Genomic DNA, 21608 nt, shown 5'->3' with positions numbered 1-21608 from the left:
AATGGCTATGGATCGGATAGAGGTGAAGGGAGCCCGGGCGCATAACCTGAAAAATATCGATGTAACGATTCCAAGAGATCAGCTTGTCGTTGTTACGGGTTTGTCCGGATCAGGGAAATCCTCCCTTGCCTTTGACACCATATATGCAGAAGGGCAGAGACGGTATGTCGAGTCGCTGTCTGCATATGCCCGCCAGTTTTTAGGGCAAATGGATAAGCCGGATGTCGATGCGATTGAGGGGCTTTCTCCTGCCATCAGCATCGATCAGAAAACAACGAGCCGCAATCCGAGGTCTACTGTCGGTACGGTTACTGAGATTTATGATTATCTGCGTCTTTTGTATGCGAGAGTAGGGAAGCCTCATTGTCCGGAGCACGGGATTGAGATTACATCGCAGACCATCGAGCAAATGGTGGACAGAATTCTGGAATACCCGGAACGGACGAAGCTTCAGGTTCTGGCCCCGATTGTCTCAGGCCGAAAAGGCGCTCATGTCAAAGTGCTTGACCAGATCAGAAAACAAGGTTATGTCAGAGTCAGAATTGACGGCGAAATGGCTGAGCTTTCTGATGATATTGAATTAGAGAAGAATAAAAAGCATTCGATTGAGGTTGTCATTGACCGGATTGTGGTGAAAGAAGGCGTCGCGGCCCGTCTGTCAGATTCATTGGAAACGGCGCTCCGTTTAGGTGAAGGACGGGTTATGATTGATGTCATCGGTGAGGAAGAGCTGATGTTTAGTGAGCATCATGCCTGCCCGCACTGCGGATTTTCAATCGGCGAGCTTGAGCCGCGGCTGTTTTCGTTCAACAGCCCGTTCGGAGCATGTCCGACGTGTGACGGTCTTGGAATGAAGCTTGAAGTGGATGCCGATCTTGTCATCCCCAACCAAGAATTATCATTGAAGGAGAATGCAGTCGCCCCTTGGACACCGATCAGCTCACAATATTATCCGCAGCTGCTTAATGCGGTCTGCACCCACTACGGGATTGATATGGACGTGCCGGTAAAAGATCTGCCGAAGCATCAGCTGGATAAAGTGCTGTACGGCAGTGGAGACGACCTGATTTATTTCCGATATGAAAATGATTTTGGGCAAATACGTGAAGGTGAAATTCAATTTGAAGGCGTATTGCGCAACATTGAAAGACGCTATAAGGAGACAGGCTCTGATTTTATCCGAGAGCAAATGGAGCAGTATATGTCTCAGAAGTCTTGTCCGACATGTAAAGGCTATCGATTAAAGAAAGAGGCGCTTGCCGTACTGATTGACGGCCGCCACATCGGAAAAATTACCGAGCTGTCTGTCGCCGACGCACTTGCTTTCTTCAAAGGCCTTACCCTCTCTGAGAAGGATATGCAGATTGCCAATTTGATCTTGCGTGAAATTGTGGAGCGTTTAAGCTTTCTGGACAAAGTCGGCCTTGATTACCTGACATTGAGCAGGGCAGCGGGAACATTGTCTGGGGGAGAGGCGCAGCGCATCAGGCTGGCAACGCAAATCGGCTCGCGCTTATCCGGAGTGCTTTATATTTTAGATGAACCGTCTATCGGCCTGCATCAGCGTGATAACGACCGTTTGATCAGTGCTCTGAAAAATATGAGAGACCTTGGGAACACGCTGATTGTTGTCGAACACGATGAGGACACGATGATGGCAGCCGATTATTTAATAGATATTGGACCTGGGGCCGGCATTCACGGCGGTCAGGTGACGGCTGCGGGTACGCCGGAAGAAGTGATGGAAGATTCAAATTCATTAACGGGCAGCTATTTATCAGGGAAAAAGTTCATCCCATTGCCTCCTGAAAGAAGAAAGCCGGACGGCCGTTACATTGAAATTAAAGGGGCTGCAGAAAACAACCTGAAAAAAGCGAATGCCAAGTTCCCGCTTGGAACGTTCACAGCGGTTACAGGAGTTTCCGGCTCAGGAAAGAGTACCCTCGTCAATGAAATTTTGCATAAGGCGCTGGCGCAAAAGCTCCATAAAGCAAAGGCGAAGCCCGGCAGCCATAAAGAGATTAAAGGTTTGGATCATTTAGATAAAGTCATTGATATTGACCAGGCGCCAATCGGAAGAACGCCGAGATCCAATCCTGCGACATATACCGGTGTGTTTGATGACATTCGGGATGTATTCGCGCAGACAAATGAAGCGAAGGTCCGCGGCTATAAAAAAGGCCGTTTCAGCTTTAACGTGAAGGGCGGGCGATGTGAAGCCTGCCGCGGAGACGGGATTATTAAAATTGAAATGCACTTCCTTCCTGACGTGTATGTTCCGTGCGAGGTGTGCCACGGCAAACGCTATAACCGGGAAACGCTTGAAGTGACATACAAAGGAAAAAGCATCTCTGATGTGCTTGATATGACGGTTGAAGATGCTCTTTCTTTCTTTGAAAATATCCCTAAAATCAAGCGTAAGCTCCAAACCCTTTTTGACGTTGGCTTAGGTTATATTACGCTCGGCCAGCCGGCGACAACCTTGTCGGGCGGAGAAGCACAGCGTGTGAAGCTTGCATCAGAGCTGCACAAACGCTCAACTGGACGTACGCTCTACATTTTAGATGAGCCGACGACAGGTCTGCACGTCGACGACATCGCCAGACTCCTTGTCGTGCTTCAGCGTCTGGTTGACAATGGAGATACAGTGCTCGTCATTGAGCACAATCTTGATATCATTAAGACAGCGGATTACATTGTGGATCTGGGGCCAGAAGGCGGAGCCGGAGGCGGAACCATTGTCGCATCAGGAACGCCTGAGGAAATCATTGAAGTGGAAGAATCGTATACAGGCCGTTATTTGAAGCCTGTTATGGAGCGTGACAAAAAACGCATGACATCGCTCTTGGAAGCGAAAGAAACGGCAACATCTTAAAACCCTCTTTTCAGAGGGTTTTGTCTTTTCTTTGCAGTATATATTACAAAGTCTTTTTATACAGCTGCTTGCTTACACTCATTAAATCTTGAACGATATGCGTGTTGCTGCTGTCGAGCAGTACTTTTATATATTGAATATCGTGAGAGATGGGAAGAGGTCCGTGGATCTGTTCAAGCTCAGCGATCATTTCACGGTTCATTCTTTTTTGTTCACGAATCAGCTTTAAAACCGATTCTTGTGTTACTGTATAGTCACTGGGATCTTTCTCCATTGCTTGTCCAGCCTCCTTGATTGCCGTAAGCTTTTTACATATTGTAATCGGTACAGCCGGAAGATTCTACTTCTAAAACTTTTTAAAATCCAATTTCCGTAAATCGGAGCATGTCTAAAGAATGAATTTGAAACCCTGAAGAGGTTTTAAACGTATGAATAAGTAAAACGTCCCTGATCTTTTGTCATGGACAATTCACAATAGGAGTGTGGAATGAATTGAACCGTAATCAAGCTATTATTGCATCACTTTGTTATTTCAGTGTGTTCATTGCGCCAATCATTGTGCCGATTGTCGCTTATTTTGTTGTAGATGAGAAAGAAACAAAACGCCATGCGATACGTTCTCTTATTTCTCACATTGTTCCTTTTGCCGGCTGGCTAGTCCTTTTTATCGCTTTTCTGGGTGGAGCCATTGCCATTGATGGAGACAGCCTGCTGCCTGTATTTGTGATCATTGGGGGAGCGGTTATTTATTTCTTAGTTGTTATTGGCATAATGATTTGGAATGTGATTCAGGGCATTAAGGTGCTGCGTGCAGCATAAGTAGACAATGGGGAGGAGATCGTAATGAAACAAGAAAAGGAACGTATCCTTAAGCTTGTTGAGGAAGGAAAGCTTACAGCACAAGAGGCTTTGACACTGATTGAAAAGCTTGACAGCGACTACAAGGAAAAAGAAGAAAAAATCACAGCGCTATCAGTTCATGTACATGACGAGGAAGAGCCGTTTACAGCAGAAAAAAAAGAAAGCAGCAAGCCGTCTTTAGGAGCCAAGCTGTTTGACTGGATTGATTCGGCCGTGAAAAAGGTCAAGGAAGTTGACCTTGATTTGAACTTTGGCCATGCGTATGATGTTCAGCACATTTTTCAATTTAAAGATACTGACTTCTCCAGTGTTGAGCTTCAAATTGCCAACGGCAGCGTGAATATCGTCCCTTGGGAAGACGAGGATATCAGAGCGGAATGCCAGGCGAAGGTATATCGCGCTGACAGCCAGGATGCGGCGAGACATGCATTTCTTCAGCATATTGAATGTGAAATCAAAGGAAATAAGTTTTTTATCCGTACTGAGAAGAAAACAATGAAAACCAATGTGACTTTATATATTCCTCAGAAGGAGTATGATAAGATTCGGGTGAAGCTGTTTAATGGTCCGGTCAGAGGGGAACATTTACATGTAAAAGAGTTCTCTGCGAAAACGACAAACGGCGTGCTGTCGTTCTCGCATTTAACAGCCGAAAAAGCCACAGCTGAAACGGCCAACGGGCAAATTAAGCTTGCCAGCCACAGCTGCGGCACGATAGAAGCGGAAACCATTAACGGATTGATCGATCTCCGCGGGAGAAGCGAATCCATTGACGTTCAAAGCTTTAACGGAAATATTGCGATTCACGTAACAGAATCGGACTGCCGCTCTATTTATACCAAAACGACGACTGGAAATGTGGAGCTTGCGATTCCGGAAGATCTTGCAGTGAAGGCAGAGCTAAAAAGCAATCTTGGTTCGCTGTCCCATGAATTAATGGATGTTGAGATGCTGAAAGAAAAAAATGATACCATTCAAAAAGAAATGTTGTTCACTTCAAATCAGGCACATGATCAAAACATCACCGTCTTCTCAGAATCATTAACAGGCGCCATTAAACTAAAGTACTCACAGAGGTGATCAAATGAATAGGCTTTATCGTTCAGAAAAAAACAAGAAAATGGCCGGTGTCATCGGAGGTCTCGCGGAATATTTCAATTGGGACGCATCACTCCTCAGAGTTATCACTGTCATCTTAGCTGTTATGACAAGTGTTTTCCCTGTTTTGCTCATTTATATCATTTGGATTTTTATCGTCCCGTCAGAAAGGGATATGAAATGACATGGTAAAATGGGCAGTCAGCATTTTGGTAAATGCATTGTTATTAATCGTCATTGATGGATACATTGACTCCATCCATGTCAGCAGCATCGGGGCAGCGATTATCGCCAGCCTCATTTTATCGATCTTAAACGTGCTGATTAAACCGCTTTTGATTATCTTTACACTGCCAGTCACGATGGTGACGCTTGGTCTCTTCTTGTTTGTGATTAACGCCATCACCCTGATGATGACCGCGTCCATTATGGGTGACAGTTTTCAAATTGACGGCTTCGGCACAGCGATATGGGCATCTGTTATCCTGTCGGTGTTCCATTTGCTGATTCAAAAAGGCATTTTAGAGCCACTGCGAAAGAAATAAAAAAAGCTGCCGTACAGAAGGCAGCTTTTTTACATGTGGTGTTTTTTTGATTTAATGCGCTTCTGTGGCGGATACATTTGCGGCAGAAGGCAAAAGCTCAATGCGGCAAATACAAGGCCTAAGAGACCAAAGGACATGGCAGACGGCATCAGTGTGAGCAGATAGGCGGATATCATCGGACCTGCCGCCATGCCTGTATATCTGATAAAGTTAAAAACTCCGATTGCACTCCCTCTATTGTGTTCAAATTCATTGGTGATCATTGTGGAGTACAAGGGAGGGATGACCCCCATCGAGATACCAAACAGCGCCAGTGTGAGAGCCATGAGAATGAGAGAAACGGAATGTGTAACGGCGAACAACACGATACTGCAGGCCGCAACCACATTGCTGCCGGTAAACAAGGTGTTCAGCGCGACTTTTGCCTGTATTTTTTTAAATAGAAACGTACCGGCAATCGTACTTAGCGCCAGTGGCAAATATAACAGTCCTGCTATGCTCACATCAATATGATAGTGCTCCGTCAGCAATATCGGGAGGTAGACAATCACCGCAAAATAAATGAAAAAGAGGACAAAGCTTAAGGTCAAAATGACGTTTCCTGTTCGATTTGTAAATATTGATTTGTAATGAGTGAACACATTGCCTTGGGCTTGCTGCTTAGATCCAGCGGGAGAGTCCTTAGGAAAGATGATGCTGTTTGTTACCAGCATAACGACAGAGATGGCTGTAAGCATCCAAAAGATCCCTTCGTATCCGGCTGCTCCGCCTATGAATCCCCCGAGAACGGGGGCGATAGCCGGCGCGGCGGACAGGAGCATTTGATACGTTCCCATTGCACTCCCGCGGTCACTGCCTGTAAACAGCTGTCCGATCGTTGTGGCAGCAATAAGAGGCAGTGCTGCGGATCCGGCAGCCTGTATCATTCTGAATATCAGAAACAAAGTAAAGTCAGTGGTCACCGCACAGCCGATGCTGGCAGCTGCTGTTGCCATAATTCCGGCAATCAAGACAAACCGCGCGCCTTTAAAATCGATGATGGTCCCTAATATAATTTGCATAATCGCTGTCACAATCATAAAAACTGAGACTGACAGGTTTACCATTGCTGCGGAAACATGGAATGATTCTTTAATAATCGGGATAATAGGTGAATAAATGTTTTGGCTTAAAGATGCAAAAAATGCGCTGAAGCAAACAATGTATAAGATCAATACCGCCTTTGATTTTGTTTGAGTCATCAGTGTACACCGCCTTTTTGTTTACTTTACGGGTTTGTCCGGAGTCTCATCGGTTTGCTCTGCTTCAAGTGTGGATGTCAGCTGCTCTAGAAATTTCAATACAGCATTTTGTTCGTCTTGTGAAAATGAATCGAGGAATTGGTAAAAAGCCAGCTCCTTTTTTTTATGCAATTTCTTATGCAGGTCGAAAATCCGTCTGCCTTTACGTGTTAATTTGAAATACACTTCTTTTTTGTTATCTGTCAGCTGATAGCTGTTAATGAATTCTTCTTTGATCAGTTTTGTGCTGATTTTCGTTACATTCGCTTTCGATAAGTTCATTTTTCTGGCAATTCCCGCATTGTTAATGGGTTCATGCTGGCCGATACAGTCAATGACATGAATGCTTGTCATGTTTTTAGGGATATCGATCACATCCTCTTCTGCGGCTTCCTTAAAAAATTGCTGAAGTGAAGTATTCGCTTTTTGTTCATTAAGGTGCAGCAGTCTCACGTATATGTCGTATATCATCTGCTTTGTCAAATCAGACATAGGCTACCTTCTTTCTTAGGAATAATAGTTTACGATGAAACAATAAGTAATATTGTTTACCGGTGAACAATTTCATTTTATCTTTTCTTGTTTTCGTTGTCAATTGCTGGTGTTTAAGCTTTGTTTGGTGTGGCGTCATACTGAAAACGAGTGTAAAAAGTGTGTGAAAAATGTGACATTTACATTTATTTTCAAATATTTGGGTACAGATTATATTGACGGGTAGAGGAATAAGGGATAAAATGACTAATGTTTACTAGTAAACATTAATTATGGTGTGCATTTTGAAAAATGAAAATAGAAGTTTGAATCTTAACATAATTCGCTTGGTAACTTTAAGTGCTGCCTGCCATTCGTCTTGTTCAGTTGTGCCAGTTGTTCCAACTCATTTTTGAGGGTGATGACTTAAAGCGGGATAAGTGTTTTAGGGGTGAATGAGATGACCGAAATGGTGACGGATAGAAAGCCTATAGATTTTACTGCTGAGTCACTGACACAAAATTGCAGAGAAATATTTGAACGGCGCCGGCATGTTTTGGTGGGGATCAGCCCATTTAACAGCAGGTTTTCTGAGGATTATATTTACAGATTGATTGGATGGGCAACAGCAGAATTTAAAAGCGTTTCCGTTTTGCTTGCGGGGCATGAGGCGGCTAACCTTCTTGAAGCGCTCGGCACTCCCAGAGGCAAGGCTGAAAGAAAAGTAAGGAAAGAGGTATCGCGAAACAGGAGATTTGCAGAAAGGGCTCTTGCGGCTCATGGCGGGGACACGAAGGCGATTCATACATTTTCTGATTTCGCGGAAAACAAAGCCTATCAGCTGATGAGACAAGAAGTTGAACATGCGTTTTTTGATCAGCCTCATTTTCGGCATGCTTGTTTGGACATGTCTCGTGAAGCGATGATCGGGCGTGCACGCGGAATCAGTTTGATGATGGAAGAAGTCAGTGAGGATATGCTGAATTTGGCTGTGGAATATGTCATTGCTGAGCTGCCGTTTTTTATCGGGGCTCCGGATATTCTTGAGGTGGAAGAGACGCTCCTTGCTTATCATCGTCCATGGAAGCTGGGTGAGAAGATCAGTAACCAAGAATTTTCTATTCGTATGCGGCCGAATCAAGGGTATCTCATTGTGCAAGAAATGGCGCAGATGCTTTCTGAAACACGGATCATATCTGAAGGATGATAGGGGGAGTAAACATGAATCAATCCATTAAATTGTTTAGCGTGCTTTCAGATCAATTTCAAGAAAATCCATATGCTTATTTTTCACAGCTGCGGGAGGAAGATCCTGTTCATTATGAAGAGTCGATAGATAGCTATTTTATCAGCCGCTATCACGATGTCCGCTATATCCTTCAGCATCCTGATATTTTCACGACTAAATCACTTGTTGAGCGTGCTGAACCAGTCATGCGCGGCCCTGTGCTGGCCCAAATGCATGGGAAAGAACACTCCGCAAAAAGAAGAATTGTAGTGAGAAGCTTTGTAGGGGACGCATTAGATCATCTGTCTCCATTGATTAAACAAAATGCAGAAAACTTGTTAGCACCTTATCTTGAAAGAGGGAGAATCGATCTCGTCAATGATTTTGGAAAGACGTTTGCGGTGTGTGTCACGATGGACATGCTCGGGCTGGATAAAAGAGATCATGAAAAAATCGCTGAGTGGCACAGTGGAGTTGCCGATTTTATTACGAGCCTCTCTCAGACTCCTGAAGCGCGGGCGCATTCTTTATGGTGCAGCGAACAGCTTTCCCAATACTTGATGCCGGTCATCGAAGAACGCCGCGTCAATCCGGGATCCGATTTAATTTCTATCCTATGCACTTCTGAATATGAAGGCATGGCGATGTCGGACAAGGATATACTGGCACTGATTCTCAATGTGCTGTTAGCCGCAACGGAACCGGCAGATAAGACGCTGGCACTGATGATTTATCATTTGCTCAACAATCCCGATCAGATGAATGATGTTTTGGCTGACCGTTCGTTAGTGCCTAGAGCCATTGCGGAGACGTTGCGTTATAAACCGCCGGTTCAGCTGATTCCGCGGCAGCTGTCCCAAGATACAGTGATCGGCGGTATGGAAATCAAAAAAGATACGATAGTTTTTTGTATGATCGGAGCGGCTAACCGGGACCCTGAAGCGTTTGAACGTCCCGACGTGTTTCATATTCATCGGGAAGATCTCGGCATCAAGAGCGCTTTTAGCGGCGCCGCCAGGCATCTCGCTTTCGGATCCGGCATCCATAACTGTGTAGGAGCAGCTTTTGCCAAAACCGAAATCGAGATTGTAGCCAATATTGTGCTGGATAAGATGCGGAATATTAGATTAGAGGAAGGTTTTCGTTATGCTGAGTCCGGTCTGTATACACGCGGACCTGTTTCACTTCACGTTGCGTTTGACAGGGCGTAATAAGATTTCAAAGGTCTCTCCCATGCGGGGGAGGCTTTTTTTACATATGTTTTACCCACAAGTTGAAAAACGCAGTCACTGTTTTTAAATCATCAATTGAAAATTCATTGAAGAGCTGTTTATATTGCTCCTTTGCTTTCTCATGAAGCTGTTCATGTAATGCCGCCAGTTCTCTGCCGCTTTCAGTTAGCGTATAAAAAATTTCTTTTTTGTTGCCGGGCTTTTTTGTCACTGTGATGATATTGTGTTTCAACAAAGCTTGAACTGCTTTTGAAACAGCGGCTTTTGAGATGTGTAAGCGGGATGCTAAGAAGCTGTTGTTCACATTTTGGCTGGTATGTATACAGGAAACAATGTGAAGCTGAGTCAATGTCCATTCTTTTCTGAGGTGTTCGGGATGTTCTGAGGACATGTTGCGGGACGGTATCTGGACCTTTTGCATAACACGTTTATCCCTTTTTAATGCGAATTGTTGTATAGCTTGAATTAATTCATCATAAATGCTGTTGTCCATCAATTTGCCTCTCTGACTTAATTGTTAACTGGTTAACTATCCTTAGTTTACTGGGTAATAGTGGAATGTTCAAGAGGCAGACGCTTTTTTGTCCTTTATGCACAAAAATGAACTCATAAGCTTCCCTGTTCAGACGCAAAATACATGAAAAGGGAGGTGATTTGATGAGGAAATATACTGTTATTGCTTCTTTATTCTTGTCTTTTCTTTCAGGTTTGTCTGGCGGCCATCATGAACCGAAAGCTTTTCCTGTTATAAACCAGGAACCATTCCAAGCGCCTCATTACATACCCTTGCTTGAAAATCCTCCTCAAATCGATGTGAAAGCTGAAATGAAAAGCAATCTGATGATTGAGGCTCAAGTGCGTGACCATGAGTATCAAGCATTTTCTGCCTTTCTGTTTTATAAACAAAGTAATGAGCTGGGCTACAAAATGGTACCGATGGACCCGACACCCGGAGCGGTTCGCAAGTTTTTCGCACAAATTCCGAAACGATTGATTTGGAACAGCGAGCTTGAGTATTACATTGTGGTTTCCAACGGGAAGCAGCGGGTCGAGTCGGAGATGAAGAAACTGAAGCTCGAAGGATATCAGGCTGATCTTGCCCATATTCCGGAGCTTCTGATCACAGAGCTAGCTGTTGATACAAAGAACATTGGACGTGCAGACGGTTATGAATTTATTGAGATTTATAATACGACTGACAGAACGATTGATTTTAAAGACTATCACATCCGTTACCGCTATCCGAAAGAAGGGCCTGACTCCGATTTGATTTGGAGACCGGAAAAAAAGATCACGATTCCATCCGGTGAAACGTGTGTGGTTTGGCTGAAGCCTGCCGGACATCCAGAATTGACGACGGAGGATTTCAATCGATATTATCAGACACAATTAACGGAAGGGAAAAATCTTGCGGTGATAGAAGAGACAGAGGGCATGGCTAATACCAGACCGAGGTCAGTCGTGATATCAACGAATACAGGAAAAGATATTTCGGTTGCGCATTATCGGAAACATGCGCTGCGCCGGCTGTCGTCTGTGCTTTACAAGTATCCGCTGGACGGTACCGCAGAACTTCTCAATATTTCAATCGGAGAAAAGAATCCATCCCCCGGAACCGTATTACAGGCGCAGGTGCCTAAGCAGAAACGAAAAATCAAGCTTGATAAAGAAAAACCAGTCATTGAGGATTTGACTGACCGCAAGCCTGTCCGTCCTGCTGAAAGCATTGAGCTGCGTGCTGACATACGGGATCGCAGTCTTGTGAAAACGGCGGCTTTCTACTATCGGACAGATGAAAACAAACCGTTTAAGCGCATTCTCGCTGAAAAAGACCGCAACGACAATCTCTATCATTATATTGTGTATTCGCCTGAACTGATCGGGAAGGATCAGCTTGAGTATTACGTGACTGCAGGAGACGGGATCAATGAAGCAAGAACCCCGGTCAAAATGATTGATATTAAACAAACAAGCAAGTCGCACGGTTTGCGGATGAATATTGAAAACAGAGACACGCTGTCGGGAACTCAGTTTCTTAAAGCGACGACAGACGGGCGCACTGACAGCATTAAGCTGTGGATTGACGGAAAAAAACAAGTGACAGAGCCCGCTATGGAAAAAGAAGTGTATTTTGCGTTCGATACGAGAAAAACGAATCTTTACTTTAAAAACGCGGTAACGATGGAAGGCAAAGTGTTAAAGGTGTTTGATGATACGACAAATAAATACCGCACCTATTCCGTTCCATTGCCAGAGACGCTGCTTCGTAAAGGGAAGCAGCTGCAGCATATTACGATACGGTCAGGTTCAAAGGTATCGCCGTTTGATACGGCTGAAAACCGTGATGATTTCTTAGTCAAAAACGCCCGATTGGTGTTATCGGATGGTACGGTGATCAGGGATCAGAGGGTTTCTCCTGAGAAGGAACTCTTTATTGGAGATAATCAGCGCTCGAATAAAAGCTGGCAATTTCAATTCAATCTGCCTGACGGACTGTTTACGTCACAGTTGCTGGAGTGGGATACATCAAAGCTTTCTGAAGGCGCTCACCATATTCAAGCAAGCGACGGCAAGGAAAATGTAAGCTTGGTTGTGCGGGTAGATAATTCAGGGCCTCACATTGAGCCGAATATCACCGAGGGACAAACGTACAAAGGAAACCTCATCCTGCAGGCGGATATGTATGATAAATGGAGCAAAATTGAAGAAGCGGAGGCCTCTTTAGATGGTGAAAGCATTACACTCCCATACCATACGTCATCTTCTGAACTTTTGCCGGGAAAACATTCGCTAAAAGTGACAGCAACGGATCTAGCGGGCAATAAAACAGTTGTTGAGCGGATGTTTAAAACAGAACGAGAGCATCCAGATCAGCCGGAGGTCATAGACAGCGAAGCCGACACGCATAGGGCTAAGCTCTCTGTGCGGGTGAAGGACCCGACGAATGATGCCATGGATGTCGCTTTTTATAGAGGATTTCAGTATACGGCGCGAAACAATGTGAAAATATTCAAGCATGCGTCACTGACTGAACCGCCGAAAAGCTTGGTGCCGGAAAGTGAGACCCCGTTTACGAATAAAGAATTGGAGAGGGTATCTGCTGCTGACGGAAAAACAGTATCGACAGAAAAGAAGGAGCTTTTCCCATATCATCGCTTTGAAGTGACGGTTGATCCGTCAGTTGATGAGAATGACTTGGCGGAAGCAGTCTGGAAGGGAAGTTCTTTGCCGGGGAGAAAGGTGACGATGTATGTTTGGAATTATCGGACAAACGAGTGGCAGCCGGTTGACAGCTTTGTTGCAAGGAATGACAAACCGTTTACGCTGAAGGCGTCTGTGATCGCCTCCGATTTTGTGCGGAAGTCGAAGATGAATGTGATCGTACAGGATGAAATTCCTCCTGCAAAGGATATGTACACATTTGTCTGGATGTCCGATACACAGTATTACGCCAAAAGCTATCCGCATATTTTTGATAAACAAACTGCATGGATAAAAGATAATCAAAAGCAACTCAATATCAAATATGTGTTTCACACGGGTGATATTGTAGATGATTCTGCTGATGTCAGACAGTGGAAAAACGCGAATCGGTCAATGTCCGTTTTGGATAGAAGCGGGATTCCTTACGGCGTGCTGGCCGGTAACCACGATGTCGGGCATAAGGACGGCTCCTACAGGGCGTTTGGCAAATACTTTGGCAGTGATCGTTTTGATAAAAAATTGCATTATGGCGGTTCCTATAAAAATAACCGCGGACATTACGACCTGATTTCAAGCAACGGCAATGATTATATCATGCTGTACATGGGGTGGGGCATTACCAATGAAGACATCGCGTGGATGAATCAGGTACTGAAGAAGCACCCTGACCGGATGGCTGTTTTAGCTTTTCATGAGTATTTGCTTGTTAGCGGAAACAGAAGCCCGATCGGAGAGAAAATATTCAAAAAAATTGTGAAGCCGAATCCGAATGTCGTGATGGTGTTAAGCGGGCATTATCATAGTGCGATGAGAAAAACTGATGAGCTTGATGATGATGGTGATGGAAAACCGGATCGCCTCGTGCATCAAATGCTGGCCGATTATCAGGGTGGGGCAGAAGGCGGGCAAGGGTATTTGCGTTTGCTGCAATTTGACCAGGCGAATGATATGGTGCATGTGTCGACGTACTCTCCGCATTTACAAGATGAAAACTACTATGATACGGATACCTACGGTAACAAGGATGAGTTTACCCTTTCGCTTGATTTGAAGCCGAGGATCAAAAAGGTGGAAACCGATTATTTTGAGTGTAATGTATATACCAATGAAGAGCTCGGAAAACGGGAGCAAGTGAAGAGCGGGGATACGGCTGAATTCCGCTGGGATCATCTTGAGCCGCACTCTGTTTATTATTGGTACATCATTGTAGAAGACAGTTTTAACGGCAAAACGAAATCACCGATCTGGAAGTTCAAGACGAAAAAAGAGACATATCGCCCTGCGCCAGACCAGTTAGATTTTCGCCATGTCTCCAATCCTTAAAAAGGGTTGGAGATTTTTTTATGAAAGCCGATCCATATAGTGGACAAATGTATAACGGTCGCCTCTGTATACTGATTTGGCGTGTTCAAAAGCAGTTCCGTTCTGTAAATATGTTGTTCGTTTGATTAACAGGACAGGCGCCCCCTTTTGAATGCCGAGAATACTTGCTTCTTCAGCTGTTGCAGCGCTTGGTTCAAGCTCCTGTTTTGCACTGGAAATCGGTATACTGTTGTACCTTTCAATATGCTCGTAAATCGAAGACTGAAAATGCGATTCGTTTAATTCACCCGCAAGTTCAAACGGAATATGCGAGGATTCGATCGCCATCGGAATATCATTTGCCAGTCGCACCCGAGTGATTTTATGGATAGGGGAGGGGTGCCTGCAACCTAATATAGCGGCGAGCCCCTCCGTTGAATCAATAAGCTGGTAATCAATGAGCCTGCTGCCCGGTGTCATCCCGCGGCTTTTCATATCCTCGGTAAAGCTTGTCAGCCCTTGGAGTGCTTGTTCCATTTTTGGCTTGCTGACAAAGGTGCCCCGCCCTTTTAGGCGATAGAGAAAGCCTTCATTGACTAAATTAGAAAGAGCCTGGCGAACCGTCATCCGGCTGATCCCAAATTGTTCGGCATATTCACGCTCAGAGGGAAGAGGCATATCCGGCAGCAGCTCTCCGCTCTTTATTTGGGCTTTTAATTGTTCCATAATCTGATAATAAATCGGAATAGGCGATTGTTTATCGATCTTCATAAGTCAGCATGTTCCTTTCAAGGTCTTAATGCCGCTGCTTCACGATCAATCAAAACCGTTACATCAGAATGCAGGTGCAAAGCAGATGCAGGGAAATCTTCACTTATGTCTCCTTCTAACAGCTTTTTCACAGCTTCTGCCTTGCTTTTTCCGGAAATAAGGAGCAGAATGCGCTTGCTTGAGAGAATCGTCTGGATTCCCATTGTGAGTGCTTGTTTTGGCACACTGTCTATTGAAGGAAAATATCTGGCATTCGCCTGGCGGGTTTGTTCATTTAAGGTCACAATGTGTGTTCGCGACTTGAAAGGCGTTCCCGGTTCGTTAAAGCCGATATGTCCGTTTCGGCCGATGCCGAGAAGCTGAATGTCAGTGCCGCCGAGGGATTCGATGACTTGTTCGTACCGTCTGCATTCGGCGTCCAGGTCGTCTGCATTTCCATTCGGGATAAAATGCCGGCTTGGCTGGCTATCGATATGCTGAAAAAAACGATGATTCATATAAAAGTGATAGCTGTTCGGGTCATTGCTTGAAAGTCCGGCGTATTCATCCAAATTAACCGTGGTGACGTTTTGAAATGAGAGATTCTCAGTTTGGTGCAGGCGGATCAGCTCGCGATACGTGCCTTCCGGTGTGCCGCCTGTCGCTAAACCGAGAACGGCGTCAGGTTTTTCCTTGATTGTGTCTGCCGCTATTCTGGCTGCTTTTTTGCTTAGCTCTTCATATGTTTGACATTCCACTACTTTCATATCTGGTCAGCCTCCTTGGATATAAATGCAATGTTTCCGCGGCAAATGGTGAGAATCACCTCGCAATCACTGCTGACAATGACAAGATCCGCATCTTTTCCTTCTGTCACACTGCCTTTTCGGTCAAAGATGCCCAGCTGTTTGGCCGCGTTTGCAGAAGTTATATTAGCTATATCCGTCCAAGAACAATTTGTAAACTCACGCATATGCCGTGCACCTTCGTTCATTTTGAGGATTGAACCGGCAAGTGTTCCGTCTGATAGAAGAGCTGTTTTACCTCTTACCGTCACACTTTGGCCGCCGAACTCATATACGCCGTCTTTCAGGCCTTTTGCCCTCATTGAATCGGTAATTAAAATGAGTTTGGTGCTGCCTTTTGCCAAGAAAGCAAGCTTAGCCGCTAAAGGATGGGAATGGATGCCGTCGGCAATAAGCTCTGTCACAAACCCATCATGAGCAAGCGCTGTTCCGATCACCCCGGGCTCTCGGTGATGAAACGGGCTCATCGCGTTGTAAAGATGGGTCATATGACTCGCGCCTGCTTTCGCGGCCTCCGATAGTAATGCGGAGTCGGCATCTGTGTGCCCCATCGACGCAATAATCGATTCGTCTTTCAAATAGCGGATCAGTTCAAAATGCTGGTCCTCTTCCGGCGCGAGTGTGACAATTTTGATCAGTCCGCCCGCCTCCATCTGCCACTTTTTGAAAAGCGCAACATCCGAAGGCCTGATCCATTCCTTTGGTTGCGCCCCGGCTCTATTAGGTGAAACAAAGGGGCCCTCTAAATGAATGCCGAGCAGTTCCGCACCTAATAAAGAGGTTTCCTCAGCTGCTTTCCAATCTCTTGCATTCACCAAAGCTTGAGAAATGTGCCCATGTTCCTGAGTAATCGTTGTTGCTAAAAAGCTCGTCGTGCCTTCTTCGGGCAGCCTTGACGACATGGTGTCGAGGGCTGAATAGCTTGAATCCATTGTATCTGCGCCATAGCCGCCGTGAATATGAATGTCAATCATCCCGGGAAGCAAAACGGAATCTGCCGGTGCTTGAATCTCTTTTGAATAAGACTCTTTAGGCCGTTCTGTTGAGACTGTGCTGATTTTTCCTTCACTGATTCCGACATAACCATTTTTGATTACTTCATTTTCTGTCACGATCGCGATGCCTTTAATAAGAAGACTTTCTGCCATAAATGATCCGCCTTTCTGGAATATGAATACATTTATTTTACTCCTTTTCAGACTAGTGATCTAGACCAGCTAAGGCGTTTTCCAGTCTTTTATAAAATCTGTTTTAGGTTCAAGCCCGAAAGTGATAAAATGAAATTATTGTGAGCAAGCTCGGGGAAGCCCGGAACAGGAGGAACATATCGTGGCAAAGGTTCGCACAAAAGACGTAATGGAACAGTTCAATTTGGAATTAATCAGCGGAGAAGAAGGAGTTAACCGCCCGATTACAATGAGTGACTTATCAAGACCAGGCATTGAAATTGCCGGATATTTTACATATTACCCGAGAGAGCGCGTGCAGCTTCTCGGAAAAACAGAGCTTTCTTTCTTTGAGCAGCTGCCGGAAGAGGAGAAAAAGCAGCGAATGGATTCTCTGTGCACGGATGTAACACCAGCTATCATTCTTTCCAGAGATATGCCTATCCCGCAGGAGCTGATTGACGCTTCTGAAAAAAACGGTGTGCCTGTCCTCAGATCACCGCTGAAAACGACAAGGCTGTCAAGCCGGCTGACCAACTTCCTTGAGAGCAGACTTGCGCCAACCACAGCCATTCACGGTGTGCTTGTGGATATATACGGCGTCGGCGTACTGATCACAGGAAAGAGCGGCGTCGGGAAAAGTGAAACCGCGCTGGAGCTTGTGAAAAGGGGGCACCGCCTTGTTGCCGATGATTGCGTTGAAATTCGGCAGGAGGATCAGGATACCCTTGTCGGGAACGCTCCTGAATTAATTGAGCATCTCCTTGAAATCAGAGGGCTTGGCATTATCAACGTGATGACGCTGTTTGGTGCCGGCGCGGTCAGAAGCAATAAACGAATTACGATTGTCATGAATCTTGAACTTTGGGAGCAGGGCAAGCAATACGACCGTCTCGGGCTTGAGGAAGAAACCATGAAAATCATTGATACAGAAATTACAAAGCTGACGATTCCTGTCCGTCCGGGCCGAAATCTCGCAGTCATCATCGAAGTGGCAGCAATGAACTTCAGATTGAAGCGGATGGGGCTGAACGCCGCTGAGCAATTTACCAATAAGCTGGCGGATGTCATTGAAGACAGTGAACAAGACGAATAGGAGTTGGCGTTAAATGAATGAAGCGATAGAACCACTCAATCCGATAGCGTTTCAGCTAGGGCCATTGGCCGTCCATTGGTACGGAATCATTATCGGTCTCGGCGCTTTGCTTGGGCTTTGGATTGCGATGAGGGAAAGTGAGAAACGGGGGCTGCAGAAAGATACGTTTATCGATCTTGTCCTGTTTGCCATTCCGATTGCGATTATTTGCGCACGAATTTATTATGTTGCATTTGAATGGGATTATTATGCGGCACACCCCGGAGAAATCATTAAGATTTGGAAGGGCGGCATTGCTATTCACGGCGGATTGATCGGCGCCATTTTAACAGGTTATGTGTTTTCAAGAGTGAAAAACATTTCGTTCTGGAAGCTTGCGGATATTGCCGCGCCAAGCATTTTACTCGGCCAGGCGATCGGCCGCTGGGGAAACTTCATGAATCAGGAAGCGCACGGTGAGGCAGTCAGCAGAGCCTTTTTAGAAAGCCTGCACCTGCCTGAATTTATCATCAATCAAATGTACATTGATGGACAATATTATCATCCTACTTTTTTATATGAATCACTATGGAGCTTTGTCGGCGTCATCATTTTGCTGTTCTTGCGCAAAGCAAATTTGCGTAGAGGCGAGATGTTCTTGATCTATATCATTTGGTATTCAATCGGACGATATTTTATTGAAGGAATGCGGACTGACAGCTTAATGCTGACTGATGCACTTCGCATCGCTCAGGTGATTTCAATCGTATTGATTGTTTTGGCTGTGGCTGCCATCATCTTCAGACGCGTCAAGGGATACTCGAAGGAGCGGTACGCGGAGTAGACGTCAACAAAGGGGGATGAGGGATGAAGAAGATCTTTCTGGCTGGTCTTTCGGCGGGTCTTCAAACAACATGGACACTCGGTAAAGTCATTTTCCCGGTAACACTATTGGTCACTTTGCTTCAGCATACGCCTGTCATGGATTGGCTGATACGTCTGATCACACCGGTTATGGGCCTTTTCGGGCTTTCAGGTGAAGCGGCTATTCCGCTTGTACTGGGAAATATGCTGAATCTGTATGCCGGAATTGCCGGAATTTTGACATTGGATTTATCTGTGAAGGAAGTCTTTATTTTAGCTGTAATGCTTTCATTCTGTCATAACTTGATTATCGAATCGACAGTTGCCGCGAAGGTCGGCATCAGAATTGGCGTTATTTTGGCGGTGCGTATCGGTTTGGCCGCTGTGTCAGCGATCGTCATCAACCTCATCTGGCACGGCGGACAGGAAACGGCGCAGTACGGTTTTATCACCGCGAAGAGTGCGGCGCCTGACGGCTGGCTGGCAATGCTGGCCGAAGCTTTAGCAAAAGCTGGACTTGGTGTTTTGCAGCTGGCGGCAATAGTGATCCCGCTGATGATCATCATTCAGTTTTTAAGAGATTTAGGCTGGCTGCATCGGTTATCGAGGTGGCTGTCCCCGTTTACGCAGCTGCTTGGCATGAATAAAAATACATCCATGACGATGGTGGCGGGACTGACGATCGGTCTGGCCTATGGAGCGGGTGTTATGATCAAAGCTGTCGAAGATGACGGCGTGAGCAGACGGGATATGACATTGGCATTTATTTTTCTCGTTGCCTGCCACGCGGTCGTAGAAGATACACTTGTCTTTATTCCGCTCGGTATCCCGGTCTGGCCTCTTCTTCTGATTCGTGTCACCACCGCAGTGCTGCTGACAATGGCTATTGCGCATACATGGAAAAAATGGAAACCCTCAGCGGTTGGAAAGGAAGCAATATGAGTGACAAACAAGTAACGACGATTCTGTTTGATTTAGACGGAACTCTTATTAATACGAATGAATTAATTATCGCGTCCTTTTTGCATACACTGGAGCATTATTACCCGAGCAAGTATAAACGAGAAGACGTTCTTGCGTTTATCGGGCCGTCTCTTTTTGACACATTCTCCTCAATGGACGCTGATAAATGCGATGATATGATCGCCATGTACAGAGCGTATAATCATGACATGCATGACACACTCGTGACTGAATATGAAACGGTGTATGAAACCCTGGATGCATTAAAAAAAGCCGGCTTTAAATTAGGGATTGTGACAACGAAATTAAGAGATACTGTCAATATGGGCCTAAAGCTGACGGGAATCGGCGAATTCTTTGAAACGGTCGTTACCCTTGATGATGTGACGATGGCAAAGCCTGATCCCGAGCCTGTGCTTTTAGCGCTGAAACAGCTAGGAAGCGAGCCGGCGGAAGCCATTATGGTCGGAGATAATTACCACGATGTGCTGGCAGGGAAAAACGCCGGAACAAAAACGGCCGGAGTCGCATGGACGATTAAAGGGCCGGAAACACTGGCAAAGCATGAGCCTGATTATATGCTTGAGAAAATGAGTGATCTATTACAAATCGTTGGAGTGAAGTAATCTGTGAGAAAAACAGATCGTCATCCGGTCTCGGGGGCTAACTCACTATGGCATGTCTATCAAACGGTGCCTTTTTTAAAGGTTGTCAAAAATTTTATTGTCATTCAAATTGCGAGATATACACCGTTTATAGGGATGAAAAACTGGCTGTACCGTACATTTCTGCGGATGAAGGTTGGAAAGCAGACTTCCTTTGCCCTCATGGTGATGCCGGATATTATGTTTCCGGAAAAGATCTCAGTCGGAACAAATACAATCATTGGGTACAATACGACCATTTTGGCCCATGAGTATTTGATTCAAGAATACCGGATCGGCAAAGTCCTAATCGGAGACGAAGTGATGATCGGTGCCAACACGACCATTCTGCCCGGTGTGGAAATAGGGGATGGCGCAGTTGTGTCCGCCGGAACACTTGTCCATAAAGATGTGCCTGCCGGGGCTTTTGTCGGCGGAAATCCGATGAGGATCATCTATACGAAGGAAGAAATGCAAGAAAGATTGAAAAAGCCAGCTGAATAAACATCAGCAGGCTTTTTTATTGTTAAAATTGAGTATTGTTGTTTTCGTAAATATGCTGAACACCAATCCATTTTTGGCCAACATTGGAGTAGCGTGTATTTGTCATTCTAACCGTGCTTGTTTTGCTGTCTGTCCGGAATATCGCTTCTTTCATGTTCGTGATGGTGCATTTGTCAATGACCACATCGACGTGGAAGGTTGAACCGCCAAGCTGTCTAATGAACTTTCCGCCATTGTCCGCCGTGAAGTTTTTCACTGTGAATGTGCTGGCTTTATTGATTTGGAAAATTTTATCTGACGCTTTTTGGGCAGAGCCGCCGTCAATGGTCACTTTTCCTTCCTTCTTCACCGTTAACGCATCCTCGCCAACATCTTCCCACTTCACATTCTGAATGTTAACGTTACCATAAGTGTGCACGCCATCAGCAGCAGGTGTGCCGAGCACCACATTTTTTAGTGTTGCTCCATCCTCCACATGGAAAACAGGTTTCTGGTTTTCGGACTGGCTTCCGTCACCTAATTCTTTCCCTGCTACAAACCGCTGTCCCTTCCCGTCATATGTTGTATTTTTTGGTACGATAATTGTTTCGTGCACCACTTTGTCAGCTGCAAAAGCAGTTGATGACTGAAACTGGCTGAAACCCATAACCAAACTGAACATAAATAGGATAGACATGATTTTTTTCAATGATAAAATCCTCCCCGGATCGCTTTCATTTTTGTAAGAGAAGCTTCAGCGT

At 45.3% G+C, this 21608-nt stretch carries 21 protein-coding genes; 13 read left to right on the top strand and 8 right to left on the bottom strand.

Annotated elements, in window-relative coordinates:
* The first annotated feature begins 1 nt into the window (after position 1).
* Positions 2-2875 (top strand): excinuclease ABC subunit UvrA, encoded by a 2874-nt coding sequence (gene uvrA / locus Q5C82_RS00635; RefSeq protein WP_003219761.1) that lies wholly within the window; start codon positions 2-4, stop codon positions 2873-2875.
* Between the two features lie 43 nt (positions 2876-2918).
* On the opposite strand, the gene Q5C82_RS00630 is transcribed toward uvrA, so the two are convergent.
* Positions 2919-3149 carry a hypothetical protein gene (locus tag Q5C82_RS00630; protein ID WP_003219764.1) on the bottom strand — a complete coding sequence of 77 codons (231 nt, stop codon included), beginning with the start codon at positions 3147-3149 and terminating at the stop codon, positions 2919-2921.
* Between the two features lie 218 nt (positions 3150-3367).
* Here Q5C82_RS00630 and yvlA point away from each other — a divergent pair, with 218 nt between their 5' ends.
* The 4 genes from yvlA to Q5C82_RS00610 are packed head-to-tail and all read left to right on the top strand — an operon-like array spanning position 3368 to position 5379.
* Entirely contained in the window at positions 3368-3694 is a 327-nt protein-coding gene (gene yvlA / locus Q5C82_RS00625) for a protein YvlA (RefSeq protein WP_003219765.1), read from the top strand.
* Positions 3695-3718: 24 nt separating this feature from the next.
* The gene (locus tag Q5C82_RS00620; protein WP_003219768.1) at positions 3719-4816 is read left to right on the top strand and encodes a DUF4097 domain-containing protein; all 1098 of its coding nucleotides are present in this window, start codon (positions 3719-3721) and stop codon (positions 4814-4816) included.
* 4 nt (positions 4817-4820) lie between these two features.
* Positions 4821-5018 carry a PspC domain-containing protein gene (locus tag Q5C82_RS00615; RefSeq protein WP_003219770.1) on the top strand — a complete coding sequence of 66 codons (198 nt, stop codon included), beginning with the start codon at positions 4821-4823 and terminating at the stop codon, positions 5016-5018.
* Position 5019: 1 nt separating this feature from the next.
* Positions 5020-5379 (top strand): phage holin family protein, encoded by a 360-nt coding sequence (locus Q5C82_RS00610; protein ID WP_003219771.1) that lies wholly within the window; start codon positions 5020-5022, stop codon positions 5377-5379.
* Between the two features lie 29 nt (positions 5380-5408).
* Here the strand turns inward: Q5C82_RS00610 and Q5C82_RS00605 are convergent, their stop codons facing one another.
* Positions 5409-6620 carry an MFS transporter gene (locus tag Q5C82_RS00605; RefSeq protein ID WP_003219773.1) on the bottom strand — a complete coding sequence of 404 codons (1212 nt, stop codon included), beginning with the start codon at positions 6618-6620 and terminating at the stop codon, positions 5409-5411.
* 21 nt (positions 6621-6641) lie between these two features.
* Positions 6642-7151, bottom strand: a complete 510-nt coding sequence (gene pchR / locus Q5C82_RS00600; RefSeq protein WP_003219775.1) for a pulcherriminic acid biosynthesis transcriptional regulator PchR — start codon at positions 7149-7151, stop codon at positions 6642-6644.
* Positions 7152-7590: 439 nt separating this feature from the next.
* Between pchR and pchC the strand changes: the two genes are divergently transcribed.
* Both pchC and cypX read left to right on the top strand, forming a co-directional pair.
* Complete coding sequence (gene pchC, locus Q5C82_RS00595; protein ID WP_003219776.1) at positions 7591-8337, top strand: cyclo(L-leucyl-L-leucyl) synthase; 747 nt, start codon at positions 7591-7593, stop codon at positions 8335-8337.
* 14 nt (positions 8338-8351) lie between these two features.
* On the top strand, positions 8352-9569 hold the full coding sequence (cypX, locus tag Q5C82_RS00590; protein WP_003219778.1) for a pulcherriminic acid synthase: 1218 nt from the start codon (positions 8352-8354) through the stop codon (positions 9567-9569).
* Positions 9570-9609: 40 nt separating this feature from the next.
* On the opposite strand, the gene Q5C82_RS00585 is transcribed toward cypX, so the two are convergent.
* The gene (locus tag Q5C82_RS00585) at positions 9610-10083 is read right to left on the bottom strand and encodes a MarR family transcriptional regulator (protein ID WP_003219779.1); all 474 of its coding nucleotides are present in this window, start codon (positions 10081-10083) and stop codon (positions 9610-9612) included.
* A 164-nt stretch (positions 10084-10247) separates the two neighbouring features.
* Here Q5C82_RS00585 and Q5C82_RS00580 point away from each other — a divergent pair, with 164 nt between their 5' ends.
* Positions 10248-14117, top strand: coding sequence for a metallophosphoesterase (locus Q5C82_RS00580; protein ID WP_003219780.1), 3870 nt, complete (start codon positions 10248-10250; stop codon positions 14115-14117).
* 18 nt (positions 14118-14135) lie between these two features.
* On the opposite strand, the gene nagR is transcribed toward Q5C82_RS00580, so the two are convergent.
* The 3 genes from nagR to nagA are packed head-to-tail and all read right to left on the bottom strand — an operon-like array spanning position 14136 to position 16800.
* On the bottom strand, positions 14136-14867 hold the full coding sequence (nagR, locus tag Q5C82_RS00575; RefSeq protein WP_003219781.1) for an N-acetylglucosamine utilization transcriptional regulator NagR: 732 nt from the start codon (positions 14865-14867) through the stop codon (positions 14136-14138).
* A gap of 17 nt (positions 14868-14884) precedes the next feature.
* Complete coding sequence (gene nagB / locus Q5C82_RS00570) at positions 14885-15613, bottom strand: glucosamine-6-phosphate deaminase (RefSeq protein WP_003219782.1); 729 nt, start codon at positions 15611-15613, stop codon at positions 14885-14887.
* Positions 15610-16800, bottom strand: coding sequence for an N-acetylglucosamine-6-phosphate deacetylase (gene nagA, locus Q5C82_RS00565; RefSeq protein ID WP_003219783.1), 1191 nt, complete (start codon positions 16798-16800; stop codon positions 15610-15612). Before nagA ends, nagB begins: the two co-directional genes overlap by 4 nt.
* A 181-nt stretch (positions 16801-16981) precedes the next feature.
* Here nagA and hprK point away from each other — a divergent pair, with 181 nt between their 5' ends.
* Genes hprK through hprF form a run of 5 tightly spaced genes read left to right on the top strand, consistent with a single transcriptional unit; the run spans position 16982 to position 20868 of the window.
* Complete coding sequence (gene hprK, locus Q5C82_RS00560) at positions 16982-17914, top strand: HPr(Ser) kinase/phosphatase (RefSeq protein WP_003219784.1); 933 nt, start codon at positions 16982-16984, stop codon at positions 17912-17914.
* 13 nt (positions 17915-17927) lie between these two features.
* Complete coding sequence (gene lgt, locus Q5C82_RS00555; RefSeq protein ID WP_003219785.1) at positions 17928-18737, top strand: prolipoprotein diacylglyceryl transferase; 810 nt, start codon at positions 17928-17930, stop codon at positions 18735-18737.
* A gap of 23 nt (positions 18738-18760) precedes the next feature.
* Complete coding sequence (locus Q5C82_RS00550; RefSeq protein ID WP_003219786.1) at positions 18761-19699, top strand: nucleoside recognition domain-containing protein; 939 nt, start codon at positions 18761-18763, stop codon at positions 19697-19699.
* Positions 19696-20346: a pyrophosphatase PpaX gene (gene ppaX / locus Q5C82_RS00545; RefSeq protein WP_003219788.1), complete on the top strand. Its 651-nt coding sequence runs from the start codon at positions 19696-19698 to the stop codon at positions 20344-20346. The genes Q5C82_RS00550 and ppaX overlap by 4 nt, the downstream gene beginning before the upstream one ends.
* A 3-nt stretch (positions 20347-20349) precedes the next feature.
* Positions 20350-20868 carry a heptaprenylglyceryl phosphate O-acetyltransferase gene (gene hprF, locus Q5C82_RS00540; protein WP_003219790.1) on the top strand — a complete coding sequence of 173 codons (519 nt, stop codon included), beginning with the start codon at positions 20350-20352 and terminating at the stop codon, positions 20866-20868.
* Between the two features lie 22 nt (positions 20869-20890).
* Here the strand turns inward: hprF and pelC are convergent, their stop codons facing one another.
* Positions 20891-21556 carry a pectate/pectin lyase PelC gene (pelC, locus tag Q5C82_RS00535; RefSeq protein ID WP_003219792.1) on the bottom strand — a complete coding sequence of 222 codons (666 nt, stop codon included), beginning with the start codon at positions 21554-21556 and terminating at the stop codon, positions 20891-20893.
* Positions 21557-21608 lie beyond the last annotated feature (52 nt).

Source organism: uncultured Bacillus sp. (assembly GCF_958411575.1).
GTDB lineage: Bacteria > Bacillota > Bacilli > Bacillales > Bacillaceae > Bacillus > Bacillus spizizenii.
Note: the sequence above shows the minus strand (reverse complement) of the source record. Positions and strands in the feature narration are given on the sequence as shown.